The 18,325-nt window shown below is 65.2% G+C and carries 13 protein-coding genes; 5 read left to right on the forward strand and 8 right to left on the reverse strand.

Annotated features, from left to right (window positions below):
• A complete protein-coding gene (locus XI09_RS33260) occupies positions 1–990 on the reverse strand; it encodes a Bug family tripartite tricarboxylate transporter substrate binding protein (RefSeq protein ID WP_271570629.1) in 990 nt (329 codons plus the stop codon).
• 293 nt (positions 991–1,283) lie between these two features.
• On the opposite strand from XI09_RS33260, the gene XI09_RS33265 reads away from it, so the two are divergent.
• Positions 1,284–4,121: an ATP-binding protein gene (locus tag XI09_RS33265; protein ID WP_271570630.1), complete on the forward strand. Its 2,838-nt coding sequence runs from the start codon at positions 1,284–1,286 to the stop codon at positions 4,119–4,121.
• Positions 4,122–4,166: 45 nt separating this feature from the next.
• Here the strand turns inward: XI09_RS33265 and msrA are convergent, their stop codons facing one another.
• The 5 genes from msrA to XI09_RS33290 form a co-directional block, all read right to left on the reverse strand.
• Positions 4,167–4,682: a peptide-methionine (S)-S-oxide reductase MsrA gene (msrA, locus tag XI09_RS33270; protein ID WP_271570631.1), complete on the reverse strand. Its 516-nt coding sequence runs from the start codon at positions 4,680–4,682 to the stop codon at positions 4,167–4,169.
• 181 nt (positions 4,683–4,863) lie between these two features.
• The gene (locus tag XI09_RS33275; protein ID WP_027546167.1) at positions 4,864–5,286 is read right to left on the reverse strand and encodes an OsmC family protein; all 423 of its coding nucleotides are present in this window, start codon (positions 5,284–5,286) and stop codon (positions 4,864–4,866) included.
• Between the two features lie 322 nt (positions 5,287–5,608).
• On the reverse strand, positions 5,609–6,922 hold the full coding sequence (locus XI09_RS33280; RefSeq protein ID WP_271570632.1) for an epoxide hydrolase family protein: 1,314 nt from the start codon (positions 6,920–6,922) through the stop codon (positions 5,609–5,611).
• Between the two features lie 246 nt (positions 6,923–7,168).
• Positions 7,169–7,858 (reverse strand): VOC family protein, encoded by a 690-nt coding sequence (locus XI09_RS33285; RefSeq protein WP_271570633.1) that lies wholly within the window; start codon positions 7,856–7,858, stop codon positions 7,169–7,171.
• Between the two features lie 133 nt (positions 7,859–7,991).
• The gene (locus XI09_RS33290) at positions 7,992–8,657 is read right to left on the reverse strand and encodes a sensor histidine kinase (protein WP_271570634.1); all 666 of its coding nucleotides are present in this window, start codon (positions 8,655–8,657) and stop codon (positions 7,992–7,994) included.
• Positions 8,658–8,985: 328 nt separating this feature from the next.
• On the opposite strand from XI09_RS33290, the gene XI09_RS33295 reads away from it, so the two are divergent.
• The 4 genes from XI09_RS33295 (at position 8,986) to XI09_RS33310 (ending at position 14,861) form a co-directional block, all read left to right on the forward strand.
• A complete protein-coding gene (locus tag XI09_RS33295; protein ID WP_271570635.1) occupies positions 8,986–11,829 on the forward strand; it encodes an ATP-binding protein in 2,844 nt (947 codons plus the stop codon).
• 118 nt (positions 11,830–11,947) lie between these two features.
• Entirely contained in the window at positions 11,948–12,655 is a 708-nt protein-coding gene (locus tag XI09_RS33300; protein ID WP_271570636.1) for a hypothetical protein, read from the forward strand.
• A 181-nt stretch (positions 12,656–12,836) separates the two neighbouring features.
• Complete coding sequence (locus XI09_RS33305; RefSeq protein WP_271570637.1) at positions 12,837–13,538, forward strand: type 1 glutamine amidotransferase domain-containing protein; 702 nt, start codon at positions 12,837–12,839, stop codon at positions 13,536–13,538.
• A 336-nt stretch (positions 13,539–13,874) separates the two neighbouring features.
• Positions 13,875–14,861 (forward strand): helix-turn-helix domain-containing protein, encoded by a 987-nt coding sequence (locus XI09_RS33310; protein WP_271570638.1) that lies wholly within the window; start codon positions 13,875–13,877, stop codon positions 14,859–14,861.
• Between the two features lie 208 nt (positions 14,862–15,069).
• On the opposite strand, the gene XI09_RS33315 is transcribed toward XI09_RS33310, so the two are convergent.
• The gene (locus tag XI09_RS33315) at positions 15,070–15,570 is read right to left on the reverse strand and encodes a Dps family protein (RefSeq protein WP_135176758.1); all 501 of its coding nucleotides are present in this window, start codon (positions 15,568–15,570) and stop codon (positions 15,070–15,072) included.
• Between the two features lie 379 nt (positions 15,571–15,949).
• A complete protein-coding gene (locus XI09_RS33320; RefSeq protein ID WP_271570639.1) occupies positions 15,950–18,271 on the reverse strand; it encodes a molybdopterin guanine dinucleotide-containing S/N-oxide reductase in 2,322 nt (773 codons plus the stop codon).
• Positions 18,272–18,325: the final 54 nt, after the last annotated feature.

An 18,325-nucleotide genomic window follows, 5' to 3' on the forward strand; every position in this document is an offset into this window, starting at 1 on the left:
CTACAGATTGCCCAGTCCGATCGATTTGATGACGGGCGCGAGGCTTGCCGACGTCGCATCGACGATGCGCTGGAACTTGTCGGGGCTGGAATCGCTGTCGGGCTCCATACCCTGGGCGCGGTAGCTTGCCTGAAGCGCAGCGTCAGTCATGGCCAGGCGCGTCGCCTGTGCGATCCGGTCGATGATCGCATCGTCGGTGAGCTTGGGTGCGAACAGACCGAACCATCCCTCATATCTGAGATCCGGCATGCCGGATTCGACGGCGGTCGGAATATCAGGCGCGCCGCTCAGCCGCTTTTCGGTCGTGACCGCAAGCAGCCGGATCTTGCCGGCCTGGCTCAGTTGCTGCAACTGGACCGACATGACGGCAATGACGAGCGAGATCTGGCCGGCGACGAGGTCGTTGCTGGCCTGCGCGATGCCCCGATAGGGAACGTGAACGATGTCCAGTGCGCCCGCCTGCTGCTTGAACGTTTCCCCGACGAGATGATTGCCGGTGGCGATCCCGGGCGTCCCGTAGGACAGCTTGCCCGGATTGGCCTTCGCATAGGCGATCAGCTCGCGCAGATTTGCGGCAGGCACCGACGGATGGATGGCAAAAACCAGCGCACTGTTGATCAGGCGGTAGATGGCGCGGAAATCGCCGACGGAATAACCGGGATTTGACGAGGTCAGGGGAATGATGACCTGCGTGCTGCCGTTGCCGAGCAGCAGCGAATAGCCGTCGGGCTCCTCGCGCGCGACCGCCGCGGTCCCGATCGCGCCACCGGCGCCGCCGATGTACTCGACGAATGTCGGCCCGAGCAGCGCTGACATCCTGTCGACCCAGGGACGTCCGATCTGGTCGCCAGATCCGCCGGCGCCATACGGAATCACCAGTCGAATGGGGCGGGACGGATAATCCGCGGTCTGCCCGCTGCGTGGTAGCGCCGCCAACGCCGCTGCGCCGGATAACGCATGGACGAACCGTCGCCGCGAGAAGGAAGGCATGACCGAATTCCGGAAGTCGGTAGTCACTGTCGAGGCGGGACCGGCTCCCGGACCGACCAATCGCAGCAATCCGCCGCCGCCGTCAATGCTCCGTCCGGACAAGCCGCGGCGCCATCGCCATGGCATGGCGACCTAACCCCTTCCGTTCAAAGTCTTATTTCGGCAAGCCGAAGCCCCCCAAGCGATCTGCGCAGGTCTGCCAGCCATGCTGCTTTCGGCCAGTTTACTGTACGCTTCGTTCTGGTAGACCAGAACGAAATACCTTTTGACTCCCGCCGAGGGGGCAGTGGCGCGTGCCAGACCACAACGAAGACTCGGCCATTTCATTTGGGCCATTTCGGCTGTTTCCAAAGTCCCGGCTCTTGGAGAAGGAGGGCTCGCCGCTTCATGTCGGCGGCCGCGCGCTCGATATTCTCATCTTCCTTGCCGAACGCCCCGGTGAAGTCGTCGACAAGAGAGAGCTGGTCAAGCGCATCTGGGCCGACGTCAATGTCGACGAAGGCAGCCTGCGCTTCCATGTCGCAGCGCTGCGCAAGGCGCTCGGCGACACCGGCAAGTCGGCCCGTTATGTCGTCAATGTGCCCGGCCGCGGCTATTGCTTCGTCGCCTCGCTCGCTCAAGCGGCCCCTCCGGTCGCGCCGGTCTCCCCCGACGTCGCCCCTCCTCGCTCCCTGCCCGTTCAGCTCGCGAAGATGATCGGACGAGAGGAGGTCATCGAGAAGATCTCGAACGGACTGTCGCTCTATCGCTTCATGACCGTGGTCGGCCCGGGCGGGATCGGCAAGACCGCGGTCGCCGTCACCGTCGGGCATCGGCGTTCCCAGGATTTCGGCGGCCGCGTCTTCTTTGTCGATTTCGGCCCGCTGAGGGATGCCAGCCACATTGCAACCACCATCGCCTCCGCGCTCGGGCTGACCATCAACGCGGAGGACCCGACGCCGGCCTTGCTGACATTTCTCAAGACCGGCCCGGCCCTGCTGATCTTCGACAGCTGCGAACACGTGCTGGATGATCTGGCCCCGCTGGTCGAGCGCATCGTTCGCGAAGCGCCGCAGCTTCGTGTTCTCGCCACCAGCCGCGAGTCGTTCCGGAGCGAAGGCGAGCGGATCTTCCGGCTGTTCCCGCTGGATTGTCCGCCGGAACGGAAAGACCTTGATGTCGCCGAGGTCCTCACCTACCCCGCGGCCCAACTCTTCGTCGAGCGTATTGCCCAGAGCTCGGGTCCGTTCCAGCTCAGCGCAGAAGAAGCGCCGCTCGTCGCGAGCATCTGCCGGCGCCTCGACGGCATTGCGCTGGCGATCGAGCTCGCGGCGGGCCGCGTCAATGCCTATGGCATCGCAGGCACGGCTTCCCTGCTCGACAGCCGTTTTTCGCTGCAATGGCGCGGACGGCGCACGGCCGTGCCGCGGCACCAGACGCTCGCCGCGGCCCTCGACTGGAGCTACGACCTGCTGCCCGCGGCCGAGAGCGCCACCTTGCGGCGACTGTCGGTGTTCGCCGGGCCCTTCGCGCCGGAGGCGGCTGCCACGGTCGCGGCCGGCGACGGCCTCAGCGCATCGGAGACGCTCGAGGCGATCGACAGCCTGGTCACCAAATCGCTGATCTCGCCGTCCGGCTCGCGCACGCTGCGCTATCGCCTGCTCGACACCACGCGCACCTACGCGCATGGAAAGCTCAACGAGCTCGGTGAAACCAGACAGTTCGCGCGGCGCCACGCCGAGCATTTTCGCGATTTCTTCCAGCGCGCCGAGGCCGACACGTCGACGCCGCTGCCCGAATGGCTGCACGTCTACGGTGCGGAGCTGGACAATGTGCGGGCGGCGCTGAACTGGGCCTTCGGGCCTGACGGCGATCCGGCGCTGGGAATCGCGCTGACGGCGGCCGCGGTCACGTTGTGGGTGCGGCTTTCGCTGTTCGCCGAATGCCGCGAGCGCACGAGAACGGCACTCGCCGCGCTCGGAGACGGCGGCGACGACCGCGTCCGCATGCAGCTCCTGTCGGCGCTCGGCTGGTCGCTGATGTATGGCGAGGGCCGTGCGCGCGAGGCGCGCCCGATCCTCGAGACGACTCTCGAGCTGGCCGACAGGCTCGACGACAAGGATTTCCGCCTGCGCGCGCTCTGGGGCCTGTGCATCGACCAGTTCAACAACGGACAGTTCGGCAAGGCCCGCGCACTCGCCGATCGTTTTGCGAAGGCGGCGGCGAACTCTCCCGACAAGTCCGATCTCATGCTGGGCGACCGGCTGATGGCCGTCGCGCTGCACTATCTCGGAGACCAGAACGACGCGCGGGAGCACATCGACCGGGTGAACGCATCGCTGCATGTGCTGGCGGAGAAGCCGAAGATCTTCCCGCTCGATCTCAGGATATCGACGCAATATTTCCGGGCCCGCATTCTCTGGCTGCAAGGCCTCGCCGACCAAGCGCAGGCGCTGGCCGCGCGAAACATCGAGGAAGGCCTCGCCAACGGCCACGCGCTGACCTTCTGTAGCGTGCTGGGTCAGGCGGCCTGCCCGATCGCCTTCTGGGCCGGCGATTTCGACGCCGCGGAACGCCACGGCACCGAGCTGCTCGAACACGCCGAGCGGCACGCGATCCGGCTGTGGGGCCTGTGGGCACGCGCCTTCAACGCGGCGGTCGTTGCCAAGCGCGGCGACATCGCAACCGGTCTGCCGCTGCTGCGCGAAGAGCTCAACCGCGCCGGCGATGCGCGCTTCCTGCCGCGCTTTCTTCCCTTGCTTGGGGAGCTTGCCGCCTGTTTTGGCGAGGCCAACCAGGCCGATCGCGGCCTGGAGATGATCGAGGACATCCTGGCGCGCTGCAACGACCGCCAGGAGCGCTGGTATCTGCCGGAGCTGATCCGCATCAAGGCCGAATTGATGCTCAAGCAGACGAAGGGCCTGCCCGCCGCCGAAGCGGCTTTTCGCGAAGCGATGGACATCGCAACGCAGCAGGGCGCACGATCGTGGGAGCTGAGATGCGCCATCAGCATTGCGCGGTTCAGACTGGGACAAGGCCGCGATGCGGAGGCGCTGGAGGTTCTGGAAACCGTTTGCCGGCCGCTGACCGAGGGATCCCGCACCGCTGACATGCGCGAGGCCCAAGGTCTGATCGCACAGCTCCGAAGCTGAGGCGGCGCTGCTCGGCCTGTCCCCCGCCATGCGCGACGATGCGGTCTAGCCTCCCACAGCGGCCGCGCGCCGCGGCAACTTCCAGCCGGGCCGGATGAAGTGACAGGTGTAGCCGTCCGGATAGCGCTCGAGATAATCCTGGTGCTCCGGCTCGGCCTCCCAGAAATCGCCGGCGGGCGTGACTTCGGTCACCACTTTGCCGGGCCACAGATGCGAGGCCTCGACGTCGGCGATGGTGTCTTCCGCGATCCGCTTCTGCTCGTCGCTCGTCGTGAAGATCGCGGAGCGATAGCTCGTGCCCCAGTCATTGCCCTGACGGTTGAGCGTGGTGGGATCGTGGATCTGGAAGAAGAACTCCAGCATCGTCCGGTAGCTCGTTTTCGCCGGGTCGAAGATGATCTCGATCGCCTCGGCGTGGCCCTCGTGATTGCGATAGGTCGCGTTCTTCACCTCTCCGCCGGTGTAGCCGACGCGTGTCGAAATCACCCCGGGCTGCTTGCGGATCAGATCCTGCATGCCCCAGAAGCAGCCTCCGGCCAGAATTGCGCGCTCTGTCGTCATATGTCCGCTCCCAATTGATCGCTCCGCTCGCCCGCACCAGCCATTCGATACGCTCTATATCACATGGCGTCAGCCGGGCATTGTCGCAAATCTCCATCCGGCTCTTCTCGGGGCACCCGAAGCCCGCACAGCTTCAGTTTTCCCGATCAGGGCCGGATGGGTAGCTTGTTTGACGACGCGGTCAGGTCAGCTTGGCGTCGAGCGTGATCGCGGCGTTGAGCACCTTCGACACCGGGCAGTTCTTCTCGGCCTCGCCGGCGATCTTGGCGAAACCTGCGTCGTCAAGGTTCGGCACCTTGGCGCGCAAGGTGAGCGCCGACTTGCTGATCTTGAAGCCCTTGCCCTCGGGCTCGAGCGTAACCGCTGCCTCGGTCGAGAGCTCGTCCGGCGTGAAACCGGCGAGCTGGAGGCCGAAGGCCAGCGCCATGGTGAAGCAGCCGGCATGGGCCGCCGCGATCAACTCCTCGGGATTGGTGCCCTTCTCGTTCTCGAAGCGCGTCTTGAACGAATAGGGCGTATCAGTGAGCACGCCGGACTCGCTCGACAGATGGCCCGTGCCATCGCGGCCGGTGCCCTTCCATACTGCTGTTGCCTTGCGGATCATCTCATCTCTCCTTGTCTTTGTTGGTTCTAGCGCCGGCGCTCGGTACCGGAGAAAAGCGACATTGGCACGACCGCCTGTCACCATTCCAACCGGCCGAACGCCGCAGCGGTTCCGTCAGCTGCCGATCTGTCCGACGTGGAAGCCCAGCCTCCGGGTCGGTCTCGATCTCGGTGATGATGTCGTTGAGCAGCCGGGTCTTCTTGGGGCCGAGTCAAGCCGGATCTGCCCAGTGGTGAAGGTACGTTCGGGACGGTTCATTGCTAGCACTCCTGATATGTGTGTTCGAAGGCGGGGACGCGCGGCAGGCGCGCCCCTGCTCGGCTCAGATCGACTGGCGCAGCGGGCGGAACGCGGTGCGCATTTCCGCAGAGAACAGCGCGGGCTGCTCCCAGGCCGCGAAGTGGCCGCCCTTGTCGAGCCGGTTGTAGTGCATCAGCTTCGGATAGGCCTTCTCGGCCCAGCTGCGCGGGGCGGCATAGATCTCGTCGGGGAAGACGCTGACGGCAACCGGGATCTTGATGTGCTTGGGCTCGAAGAACACCAGCTTGTTCTCCCAGTAGAGCCGCGCCGAGGAGACCGCGGTGTTGGTGAGCCAGTACAGCGCGATGTTGTCGATCACATCGTCGCGCGACAGCCCCTCCGCCTTGCCGTCGAACACGCGCGCGATCATCGCGGCGCTACGCGCATCGTGATCGAGCATCCAGGACGCGAGGCCCGCCGGCGAATCGACGAGGCCATAGAGCGTCTGCGGCCGGTTCGACATCTCGATCGCGTAGCCGAGACCGCGCTTGTAGAAGTCGTCGAGCTGGTCGTAGGCGGTGCGCTCGTCGGCCGGGAGATTGGCCGGCGGCGACCCGCCGGGCTGAAGCGCCTTGGCGATGTCGTCAGGGACGGCCGCGGGCATGTTGGTGTGGATGCCGAGCAGTTCCGGCGGCGCGATCAGCGCCATCTGTTCCGTGACGGCATTGCCCCAATCGCCGCCTTGCGCGACATAGCGGCTGTAACCGAGCCGATTCATCAGCACGATCCAGGCCCGCGCGATGCGCTGGGGATCCCAGCCGAGTGTCGTCGGCTTGCCGGAGAAGCCGTGGCCGGGCAGCGAAGGGATCACGAGATCGAACGCGTCGGCGGCCTTCGCACCATGCGCGGTCGGATCGGTGAGCGGGCCGACGATCTTCATCTGCTCGATGACCGAGCCGGGCCAGCCATGCGTGACGATCATCGGCAGTGCATTCTCGTGCTTGGAGCGGACGTGAATGAAGTGGATGCCGACGCCGTCGATCTCGGTGACGAATTGCGGCAGCGCGTTCAGCCGCGCTTCCATCCTGCGCCAGTCGTAGTCGTTCTGCCAATAGCGCACGAGCTCTTGAACCGTCGTCAGTTGCACGCCCTGCGACTGGTCGGCGACGATCTCGCGATCGGGCCAGCGCGTTGCAGCTAAGCGCCGGCGCAGATCGAGCAGATCCTCTTCGGGCACGCTGACGTGGAACGGCCGGATTGCGCCGCTCGCAGCCGCTTTTGCGGGGCGCAGCGGCAGCAGGCTCGCAACGCTGACGGCAACGGCGGTCATTGCGGCCTGACCTAGCAATTGACGGCGATCGGGGTTGAGGATGTCGGCGCGTGCTTGCGTGGTCATGTTGGATCTCCCTTGCTTTGGTCGGTATCGTTGACCGAATTCGAAATCGAGACGTCGCCTCGTCATGTAGGGAGATTGGCGCAGGCGCTTCCGATTTGCTCGTTATGGATTGTTAGACTGCGTTAGCCGTTGCGAGTCTGCGCGATTGAGGCGAGCAATCGATGATCTTGCGATGCGCGCAATACAACGCAACACGGCGCGCGACGACCAAGTCATCGCGCGCCGTGAACGGAGAGTGCCGCAACCTCAGGACGGCAGCGGCTGACCGGCCTGCTCACGCACGATGTAGTCGGCGTACCAGTCCGCCCAGTTGTCGTCGTGTCCGCCGGTTCGCTTCTCGTGCTCGCCGTGCGCCACCGCCGCGCGGCGCAGTGCCGCCGCCAGATCGGTCTGCGAGGCGAAATTCGTGCCGTCTGCCGCGATGCGTCCGGGCAGTCGTGCGGTGACTTCCTGGAACAGCCAGCCATTGCCGTCGGGATCGCTGAACGAGGCGAACGAGCTGTAGCTGCTGCGCTTCGGGTCAGCGCCACTGACCCGGATACTGCCGAACAGATATGGCTCGTCCGGCCCGACGTGAACATCGCCGCCGCCGTGGAATGGTTCACTGATCGAGATGCCGCGGTCGAGCAGATCTTGTCGTGCGATCTCCAGATCGGAGACGATCAGATACAGGCCGCGCGCCGAGCCGGGCGCTGCCGCCGTGACGTTCCTGCCGAAAATCACCGAGCAGGCCGATCCTGGCGGGGTGAACTGGATCACGCGCCAGTCGTCGCCAGAGGCAAAGTCGGCGTCCAGTCGCCAGCCGATGCGCATGTAGAACGCCTTGGCGCGGTCGACGTCGGACACCGGGATGACGACGACCTCGAGCTTCAGATCGACGCTGCGCGATGGCGAGGGCTTGGTCCCGGCTTCGCGATCGATTTCGAGTGTGGCCATGTCGAACTCCCTGATGTGAGGCACGGGTTCGCAACCGAACCCATTCTTTGCAGGCTCAACTTCGCGCAGACCGGCGAATGCCGCTCGTTATCGAATGCTTGGGCTCGCCAGCGGTTGCGGGCACGGTCCATCTTCAAGCAGCCGGCATCACGATGGTCACCCGCGTTCCGCCCTCCCCCGCCTCGCCATGCAACCGCGCGTGGATGCTGCGTGCGAGCCCTTCGAGGATGCGGCTGCCGGTGCCCTGAAGCGGCCCGGTGGCGCCGATCCCGTTGTCGGCCACCGTGCAGACCCACGCGCCGTCGCGGTTGTCCATGTCGATGCGGATCAGTGCCCCATTCTTGTTCGGGAAGGCATGCTTTGCCGCGTTCGTGACCAGCTCCGTCAGCATCAGCGCGAGCCGATGACATTGCGATGCCGGTAGCACGCCGCTCTCGATCGCGGCCTCGCAGCGGACGCCCGCCGGCTCCAGCACCGCTTCGGAGAGCGCTCCGCAGAGATTTTCGAAGAAGGCCCCGACGGCGACGGCCGATTGATCGTCGTTGTCGGACAGAAGCTGATGGAGCCTGCCGAAAGCAACGATGCGCCGCTCGAACCGATCCACCGCAAGCGACACATCCCTGGTGCCGGCCCGCGTGAAGTCGCGACGGACTGACGCACCCAGCAGCGTCAGCGTGTTCTTCATGCGGTGGTGGGACTCCCGCAGCACGAGTTCCCAATCACGCGACTGATCGTCAAGGCTGGCGACAAATTGAGATCGAACGGCACTGCCGTTCGACATGGAGCCGATAGCGGACATGATGGCCTCCCCGTTGGAACAGGACCTAACTCGAAGGCCATACTGGATGCATCGCGCGCGTTATGCCCGTTAGACGTTGCAAGATTCTGTTATGATCGGGGGCATCACGACTTGGCAGCGGAGGCTGTCGTCGCGACGGTCAAGCTTGCTGACGAATTGTCGCAGTCGCGTCGTAAACCGCTCGCGTTTAAGCAAAATCCGCGGCGGGATAGTCCGCCTGCGTTCGGCGATCGCCACGCGATTTCGCCACTTTCGGCCCGTTTACTGATAACCTCGCTCTGTTAGATCAAAGCGCAGACGCCAGCCCTTTCACTGGAATCATTGGCCCGTGCCGGACACTAACGACCAGGATTCGGCCATTGCCTTCGGTCCATTCCGGCTGCTTGCAAAGTCGCGGCTGCTGGAGAAGGACGGCGCCCCGCTTCACCTTGGCGGCCGCGCACTCGACATTCTCATTTTTCTCGCCGAGCGCGCCGGCGAGGTCGTTGACAAGAGGGAGTTGATCAAGCGGGTCTGGTCCGGCGTGACGGTCGACGAAGGCAGCCTGCGCTTCCACATCACGACGCTGCGCAAGGTCCTGGGCGAAGCCGGCGAAGGGGCCCGCTACGTCATCAACGTCCCCGGACGTGGCTATTGTTTCACCGCCCCGCTGCTTCGCCCTGCACCTTCGGAGAGCCGGACCAGCCTGCCTGTCTCTTCGCCTCACTCGCTGCCCTCGCCGCTTGCGAGGATGATCGGGCGGGACGAGGCCGTCGAGAAGATCCTGGCCGAGCTTGCCCTGCATCGCTTCGTCACAATCGTCGGCCCCGGCGGGATCGGCAAGACCTCGGTCGCACTCGCCGTCGCGCACGGCGAGCTCGAGGCCTTCGAGGGCCAGGTGAGCTTCGTCGATTTCGGAGCGCTGACGGATGCCCGGCTCGTTGCCGGAACGATTGCGGCCACCCTGGGCCTGACCGTCAATTCCGACGACCCGATGCCGGGCCTGCTGACATTCCTGCGCAGCCGGCGGACGCTGCTGGTGTTCGACAGTTGCGAGCACATCCTCGACGAGCTCGCACCCGTGGTCGAGCGCCTCGTCCAGGAGGCGCCGGCGCTGCATATTCTTGCCACCAGCCGCGAATCCTTTCGCTCCGAAGGTGAGCGCGTCCATCGGCTGTTTCCGCTGGATTGCCCGCCAGAGCGCGACGGGCTTGGCATCGCCGACATCCTTGCCTATCCCGCAAGCCAACTCTTCGTGGAACGCATTGCCGAGAGCTTGAGCGAATTCGAGCTCAGCGAGGAGGACGCGCCGCTCGTCGCCGAGATCTGCCGGCGGCTCGACGGCATTGCGCTCGCGATCGAGCTCGCGGCCGGACGTGTGAACGCCTATGGCATTGCCGGGACCGCCTCGTTGCTGGACAGCCGCTTCTCGCTGCTGTGGCGAGGACGGCGCAGCGCGATCCCGCGGCACCAGACCCTGAGCGCGGCGCTCGCCTGGAGCTACGATTTGCTGCCCGCAGCCGAAAGCGCGACGCTGCGTGGATTGTCGGTGTTTGTCGGGCCGTTCACCCTGGAAGCCGCGCTTGCCGTCACGTCCTGCCAGGGTATCGACGAATCCGAGGCGGTCGAAGCCATCTCGAACCTGCTCTCCAAGTCCCTGATCGCGACCTCGCCTACGGAGCGGCGGCTGCGCTATCGTCTGCTCGACACCACCCGCGCCTTCGTCGGCAGCAAGCTCGTCGAGAACGGGGAAGCGGCCCGCGTCGCGCGCGCCCATGCCGAATATTTCCGCGATTTCCTGCGCGACATCGCGCTCAAATCCACGGGCATGCAAAGCGCGGGCGGCTTCCTTCCCTATGCCGACCACCTGCCCAATGTGAGGGCCGCGCTGACCTGGAGCTTCTCGGATGCCGGCGACCGGACGATCGGCGTGGATCTGGCGGCCTCGGCGGCCCAGTTCTTCCTCGAGCTGACATTGCTGACGGAATGCTACCGCTGGACACAGCAGGCGCTGGTGCCTCTCGCTACGGGCGCGATGGACAGCCGCCAGGAGATGACGTTGCAGGCCGCGCTCGGCGTCTCCGTGATGTTCACGCAGGGCAATACGGAGGCGGTCCGCTCCGCGTTCACGCGCAGCCTCCAGTTGGCCAGAGAGCTCGAGGACCTGCACTGGCAGCTCTGGCTGCTGCGCGGCTTGCACATCTACCTGACCAGGGTCGGAGATTTTCACGGCGCGCTCGGGACCGGCGTGCAAGGCGAAGGCGTCGCGCGGAAGCTGAATGATCCAGCCGCCACACTGAACGTGGAATGGATGCTCGGCGTCGCGCATCACCTGATCGGCAACCAGGACAAGGCCGTGCAGTTCTGCGAGAGCGCGATGGTGCACAATCCCGGCTCGCAGCGGCTGAATATCGGCCATCTCGGTTATGACGACCGCATCGTTGCGCTGGTGGCGCTGGCGCGCGGGCTCTGGCTCACCGGCCGGCCCGATCGTGCGATCGAGGCGGCCAGATACACGGTGCGTGAGGCCGAGCTGCTCGAGCAGCCGCTCACGCTCGGCATTTCCCTGATCTGGACGATCTACGTGTTCCTCTGGGTCGGCGACTGGGCCAATGCCGAAACCATGATCGAGCGGCTGATCAACCATGCCGAGCGGCACTTTCTCGGCCCCTATCATGCGGTCGGCATCGGCCAGAAGGGCGAGCTGCTGCTGCGCCGCGGCGACATCGCTGGCGGGATCGAGCACCTTCGCCGCAGCCAGGCCACCCTGTACGCGACGCGGCACCGGATCATGACAACGGTGTTTGCGACCGCACTCGCGGAGGGTCTTGCCTCCCAAGACCAGCCCGACGAAGCCTTGCGCATGATCGATGAGGCGATCGCACAGATCCCCGATCACGGCGAATCCTTCGACATGCCGGAGATGCTCAGGGTCAGGGGCGACATCCTGGCCCAATCGGGAAATGCCGCGGAGGCCGAGAATTACTTCCGGAAATCGCTCGATCTATCGCGCCGGCAATGCGCGCTCGGCTGGGAGCTGCGGGGGGCGATCAGCCTCGGCCGCGTCTGGCGTCATACCGGAAAGGCCGGCGACGCACGCGATCTGCTCGCGCCGCTCGTCGCGCGATACCAGGAGGGCCTCCAAAGCCGTGATCTCGTCGCCGCCAGGGAGCTCCTGGGCGCGCTGAATTGAGAGTATCTTCAACGAGATACCGCCATACTGCCCGCTCGCAACTCCTAACAACTTCTAACACGCCAAGCCGCATGCACCCCGCCATGGTGGTGACGTTTCACGGTGGATATGGCGGGACATGGCTCTTCTCGACGATGTAATCGATGCCAGCGGCGGTTTGGGCCGCTGGAACAGCTTGAACCGTTTCACGCTCCACCTTTCCGTCGGCGGAACGCTGTTCTCCAGTGCCGGACATGCCAGAGAATTCAAGGATGTGACCGCGGAAGGCTCGACCCGGACGCAATCCGTCCGCTTCACCGGCATCACCGGGGGAGAACACTCAGGCTCCTTTCAACCCGATGCGATCACGATCGAAAGCCTGGATGGCGAGGTGCTGCGAACCTGGCGCAATCCGAGCCTTGCGTTTCCCGAGGCCAGTGCCCCCGCGCTCGCGGACGAACTGCATCTGGTCTTCTTCTGCGGTGTCGCGATCTGGAACTATCTGACGATCCCGTTCCTGCTGGCTCATCCCGATGTCGTGTTGGAGGAGCTGTCGCCCTGGTGTGAAGGCCCTGAGACCTGGCGGCGGCTGCGGGCGCAATTCCCCGCGCACCTGATCACGCTCGCGCCCGAGCAGATCTTCTATTTCGACCAGAGCGCTTTGCAACGGCGGACGGATCACGATCTCTTCGGGATGAAGGTCGCACATCATTCCTGGGCCCATGACAGTTTCGGCGGCATCGTGGTGCCGACGCTTCGACGTGTGCAGGCGCTACAGGCTGATGGAACCGTGATTGCCAAGCCGGTGCTGATGGACGTCGAGATCTTCGACGCCGTGTTCGAGTAGCGGCGGCGACGCGCGGCCCTCGCAATGTCTAACACCACATAACGAGCCAACGACCCAACTTGGGTGCAGATTACGTTTGCGAGCGGCGAACGAACGCAGCAGCTCGGCGAAGACTTGCACCGATGTGCTCCATCAGGAGGGAGCGCGTCATTCAGCAAACGCAATCAAGGGAATCCGTGTCATGAAGGTATTGATGGTCATCACCTCCCACGACCAGCTCGGCAACACCGGACGCAAGACCGGCTTCTGGCTCGAAGAGCTTGCAGCCCCCTACTACGTCTTCAAGGATTCCGGCGCGGAGATCACGCTCGCTTCGCCCAAGGGCGGCCGCCCGCCGCTCGATCCCAAGAGCAACGAGCCCGAGTTCCGCACCGAGCTCACGGTCCGTTTCGAGAACGATGCGGCAGCGGAGGCCCAGCTCGACAAGACCGTCCGCCTCGACAGCGTCCGGCAGGAAGACTTCGACACGCTGTTCTATCCGGGCGGCCATGGCCCGATGTGGGACCTCGCCGAAGACAAGAACTCGATCAAGCTGATCGAGTCCTTCCTCGCCGCCGGCAAGACCATCGCCGTCGTCTGTCATTCCACCGGAGCGCTGCGCCACGTCAAGACGCCCGATGGCAAGCCGCTGGTCCAGGGCAAGGAAGTAACAGGCTTTACCAACGGCGAGGAAGAGGATGTGGGCCTGACCAAGGTCGTTCCCTTCCTCGTCGAGGACGAGATGTTGAAGCTCGGTGCCGTCTTTTCGAAAACGGCAAACTGGGGCGCGCACGTCGTCAGCGCCGGCCAGCTGATCACGGGACAGAATCCGCATTCGTCGGGCCCGGCCGCGGAGACGCTGCTCGCCGCCCTCAAGGGCAGGCCGATGGCGAAGGCTTCTTAAATTCTGGATGCGGTCGCATCGGGAGGCGCCGGCGACGGCGCCTCCCAACGCCGCGATATCCCCGGAGAGGACACGATATGGACTTGCTTTTCTATGCGAAGACAATCGCAGAGCCCGTTGAAAAATTTGACAAAGTCGGCCGCTCTGCGACGGGCTGTCACACCATATTCGCGCACACAAAATCTAACACATCCTAATCATCACTAACGGGCTTCTTGTCCGGCCCACGCCTATCCTCCGAGCATGGAAAATCTTCTTGAAAGCCTTGTTGAAAGCGTTGGGCTTGAGAGTTTGCCGGTCGCCGCCAGCGGCCGTGATGCCAAGAGAGGACGAGCGATGTTTACCGACTTGCAGGCGGCGCCTGCCTGGATCGATCTTCAGGCCGACCCGCGCGATCACCAGGTCCGCCAGGCGGCACAGGCGATCCCCAGGGAACGCGGATGGCGCCGGATCGACCGCAGCCCGGAGGCGGCGATCGAGGACATCACGATTTCGCGATGGGAGGATTTCAGAGACAGCTCGTCGCACGACGCGACGACGCCGGAGGATCGCTACTTCGTCGGCATTGCCCTGAAGACCACGCGCGCGAAATTGACCCGTGACCGCCAGGTCATCTTCGACGGCACCATGCCCGCAGGGACACTCTATGTCAGCGCGCCGTCGAAGCCTCTCGCCGCACAATTCCAGGCGCCATGCGCCTTCCTGCACTTCCACATCTCCGCTGATCATTTCCCGGCGCAACTGCCTGCCGCGGAAGGACTTGGCGACCTCGTCCTGCTGCGCGACCCGCTCGCCGCCGAGCTCGCCAAGGCGCTGACCGAGCACAGCGATGCCGCGGATCAGCAGTTCGCACGCTGCATCGGCCGAACCCTTGCGATGCACCTCGTCCGGCTGGAGCCGCCGCGCGCCAGGGTCAACGCCTTACCGAAATGGCGGCTGCGGCGCGTCGAGCAATACATCGCGGACAATTTCGACCGCTGCATCAGCCTGTCCGAACTCGCCAATGTCGCCGGCCTGTCCAGAATGCACTTTGCAGCACAATTCCGCGCCGCGACCGGCTACCGTCCGCGCGAATATCTGCTCAATCACCGGATCGAGCACGCGAAGACGCTGCTCGCGACGACCGGGCGGCCACTGGCCGAGATCGCGCTTGCCGTCGGCTTCAGCACGCAGGCGCATTTTTCGACCGTCTTCAAGCGCATCAGCGGCCAGTCTCCGGCACGCTGGCGCCTCGCCAGCAAGGCCGAGCCTCTCGCAGCCGAAGCGCTGCCGCGGCGCCGTCCTGCTGCGGACAGGGATTGGATGGCCAGCGCGGCCGCGTAGCGCGTCCTTTCAACACGCCAGGCGACATGGAGTTGCGGAATACGCGTCTGGTTTGATCTGCAACGTTTTGAACGTAAGTGCCCTGCCACTTGCGCCGGCTCGCGCCCTCCCCCTCCCGGGCCTACGAGCCACTCGGGGCCGTCTCTGCTCCCTCACAGGACGGCCCCTTTTCTTTGTGTCGCTGCAACCGCCACCGCGGCGCGAGGCATCACGCATGCGGACCGGTGCGGCCGGACTCGTACAGGAACCAGACCCGGCGCTCGGCCTCATCGATCCAGTTCTCGATCAGGCTTGCGGTTGCGACATCGCCATATTCGTCGCAGAGCTCGTGCACGCGCCGCATCTCCCGCGTCAGCTGCTGGTTGTCGCTGCGCAATTCCGCCAGCATGTCCAGAGGGTCGACATAGTCCGCGTCGTTGTCGAGGATGCGCTGCTCGCGCGCGATGTGGCCGATCGAGCGCAGCGTCGTGCCGCCGATCTTGCGCGCGCGCTCGGCGATGTCGTCGGTCATGGCGAAGATCTGGTCGGCCTGCTCGTCCAGCAGCAGGTGATAGTCGCGAAAATGGCTGCCCGACATGTGCCAGTGGAAGTTCTTGGTCTTCAGATAGAGCGCGAAGACGTCGGCGAGCAGGGCACGCAGCGCGGCGGGAATGTCCCGGTTCGCGTTGGCGCCGAGATCGGTCGGGCTTTGGAGGTCTGCCTTGGTCATGTTCGTTGATCCTTGCCTGAAGTCACGAACCCTTAGCAGCACGGCGCGGGAGCTTTCTTTCGTCTGCGCGGGCCGATTTCGAATTCGCACGGGTGGGCTACGCCGCTCTCGTGTCCCGGACGCGCTGCAACGCCCCCTAGCGTTGCTGCGCAGAGCCGGGACCCGGATGGCGACACGGTAGGGCGCGGCGACATGGGCCCCGGCTCTGCAGCGCACCGCTGAAGGGCGCTGCGCTGCGTCCGGGGCACGAGAATGTTGTCACACAACGCAAGGATCTGTAGCCCGGATGGAGCGCAGCGCAATCCGGGAAAAGTGCTGCGCCGACCAAACGGTCCCGGATTACGCTTCGCTCCATCCGGGCTACGGGCGACAAAGCCCGCTACACCGGATCGAACGCCCGTATCGGCGGCAGATTGCCGGTGAATTTCTCCACCTCCACCGTGGTCAGCTGCCCGGTGCAGCCCTGCGCGAAGGACGAGGTGCCGATGTCGCGGGTGAGCACGTTCGGATTGCCGTGGACGCAGAGCGGCGCGTCGTCCTCGGGGTCCATCGGGTCGTACCAGGCGCCGGTCGGGAGCTGGACCACGCCGGGCGCGATGCCGTCGGTGACGTGGACCGCGGCGAGGCAGGCGCCGCGCTCGTTGAACAGGCGGATGATGTCGCCGTCCCTGATACCGCGCGCGTCGGCATCGCGCGGGTTCATGCGCGCGACCTCGCGTCCCCGATGTTTGCTTTGAAGCGAATGTCCGCCGAAGTCGAGCTGGCTGTGCAGGCGCGTCACCGGCTGATTGGCGACGAGGAAGCACGGCGCCCCTCGCTTGGGCATGTCGGTCTTCTCCAGCCAGACCGGATGTCCCGGACAATCCGCATCGCCATGGCCTTCGATCTTCGCAGAGAAAATCTCGATGCGGCCGCTCGGCGTCGGCAGGGCGTGAGCGACCGGATCCTCGCGGAAGCGGCGCAACCGGCCGCCATCGTCGGGCTGTTGCGGCACGACCAGGCTGCCGCGCTGCCAGAATTCGTCGAATCCTGGCGCCTCGAGGCCGCGCGCTTCGAGCGAGGCGCGGGTCGGCTCGTAGAGATGCTCCAGCCATTGCCGCGACGTGCGTCCCTCGGTGAAGGGTTCGCGCGCGCCGAGACGTTCGGCAAGATCGGCAAAGATCTCGTAGTCGTCGCGCGCGAGGCCAAACGGCTCGGCGATCCGGTGCATCGCGACCATGAGGGGATCGTTGGTGGAATAGCCGATGTCCTCACGCTCCAGCGTCATGGTCGATGGCAGCACGATGTCGGCGTGCCGCGCGGTGGCGGTCCAGGCCAGCTCGTGCACGACCAGCGTGTCGAGTTGCGCAAAGGCCCTGCGCAAGCGGTTGATGTCCTGATGGTGATGGAAGGGATTGCCGCCGGCCCAGTAGACGAGGCGGATGTCCGGATAGGTGCGCGTCTCGCCATTGTAGCGATAGGTGGTTCCGGGATTGAGCAGCATGTCGGCGATGCGCGCGACCGGGATGAAATCGCGGACGCCGTTGCGGCCCTGCCCGAGCGTCGGCCCCGGCACGTCGTTGACGCGGCGACCGTAATAGCCGATCGCCCCCAATGAATAGGCATAGCCGCCGCCGGGCAGGCCGATCTGGCCGAGGGCTGCCGCCAGCACCATGCCCATCCACACCGGCTGCTCGCCATGCTCGGCGCGCTGGAGCGAATGCGAGACGGTGATGAGTGCGCGCTTTCCGGCAAGGCGGCGGGCGAGCGTGCGGATCGTGTCCGCGCCGACGCCGGAGATCGCGGCGGCCCACTCGGCGCTCTTCGGCTGCCCATCGCTCTCCCCGGTGAGATAGCGCAGGAAGACGGGCCAGCCCTCGGTGTAGCGATCGAGGAAAGCCTGATCGTGCAGATTCTCGCTGACCAGCGTGTGGACGATGCCGAGCATCAGCGCGGTGTCGGTGCTGGGCACGCAGGTCATCCATTCGGCACCGGCCTCGACCGGCAGGTCTTCACGCAGCGGGCTGACCAGGATGAACTCGCAGCCGCGCCGATGCGCCGCCGCCATGGCGCCGCGCTCGACATGCTTGCTGATCGAGCCGCCGGCCACCATGGAATTTTTCAGCGCCATGCCGCCGAACGCCAGCACGATCTCGGTGTTATCAGCGATCTGCTCCCAGGTGACGTTGCGCTTGGTGATGTCCTCGTAGCCCGCCATGATCTGCGGCAGCAGCACCGAGGACGCGCCCGAGGAATAGGAATTCACCGAGCGCACATAGCCGCCCATCGCGATGTTGAGGAAGCGATGCACCTGGCTCTGCGCGTGGTGAAAACGGCCCGCGCTCGACCAGCCATAGGAGCCGCCGAACACGGCGCCGGGTCCGCGCGTGTCGCGGATGCGGCCGAGCTCGTCGCCGAGGAGGTCGAGCGCCTTCTCCCAGCTCACGGAGACGAATTCGTCGCGGCCGCGGCGATTGTCCGGACCGGGACCTCGTTCGAGCCAGCCGCGGCGAATCGCCGGCTGGGCGATGCGCGCCTGGTGCCGCAGCGCGCCGGGGAAATTGTCGATGATGCCGTTCGGATCAGGATCGCCCGCATAGGCCCTGACCTCAAGGCCGGCTGCGCCGTTGCGCGCCGAGAACACGCCCCAATGCGAGGTGTGCGGCTTGAAACCGTCGGACAGGTCGAGGCCGGGGTCGGGGAAGCCAATCGTATCGTCCATCGTCTGATCCTTGTTCCGGTACATGGTGGCAGTATACCGATCCACGTCCCGATG

Origin of the sequence: Bradyrhizobium sp. CCBAU 11386, from assembly GCF_028128955.1 — a bacterium.
In the GTDB taxonomy this organism is placed as follows: Bacteria; Pseudomonadota; Alphaproteobacteria; order Rhizobiales; family Xanthobacteraceae; genus Bradyrhizobium.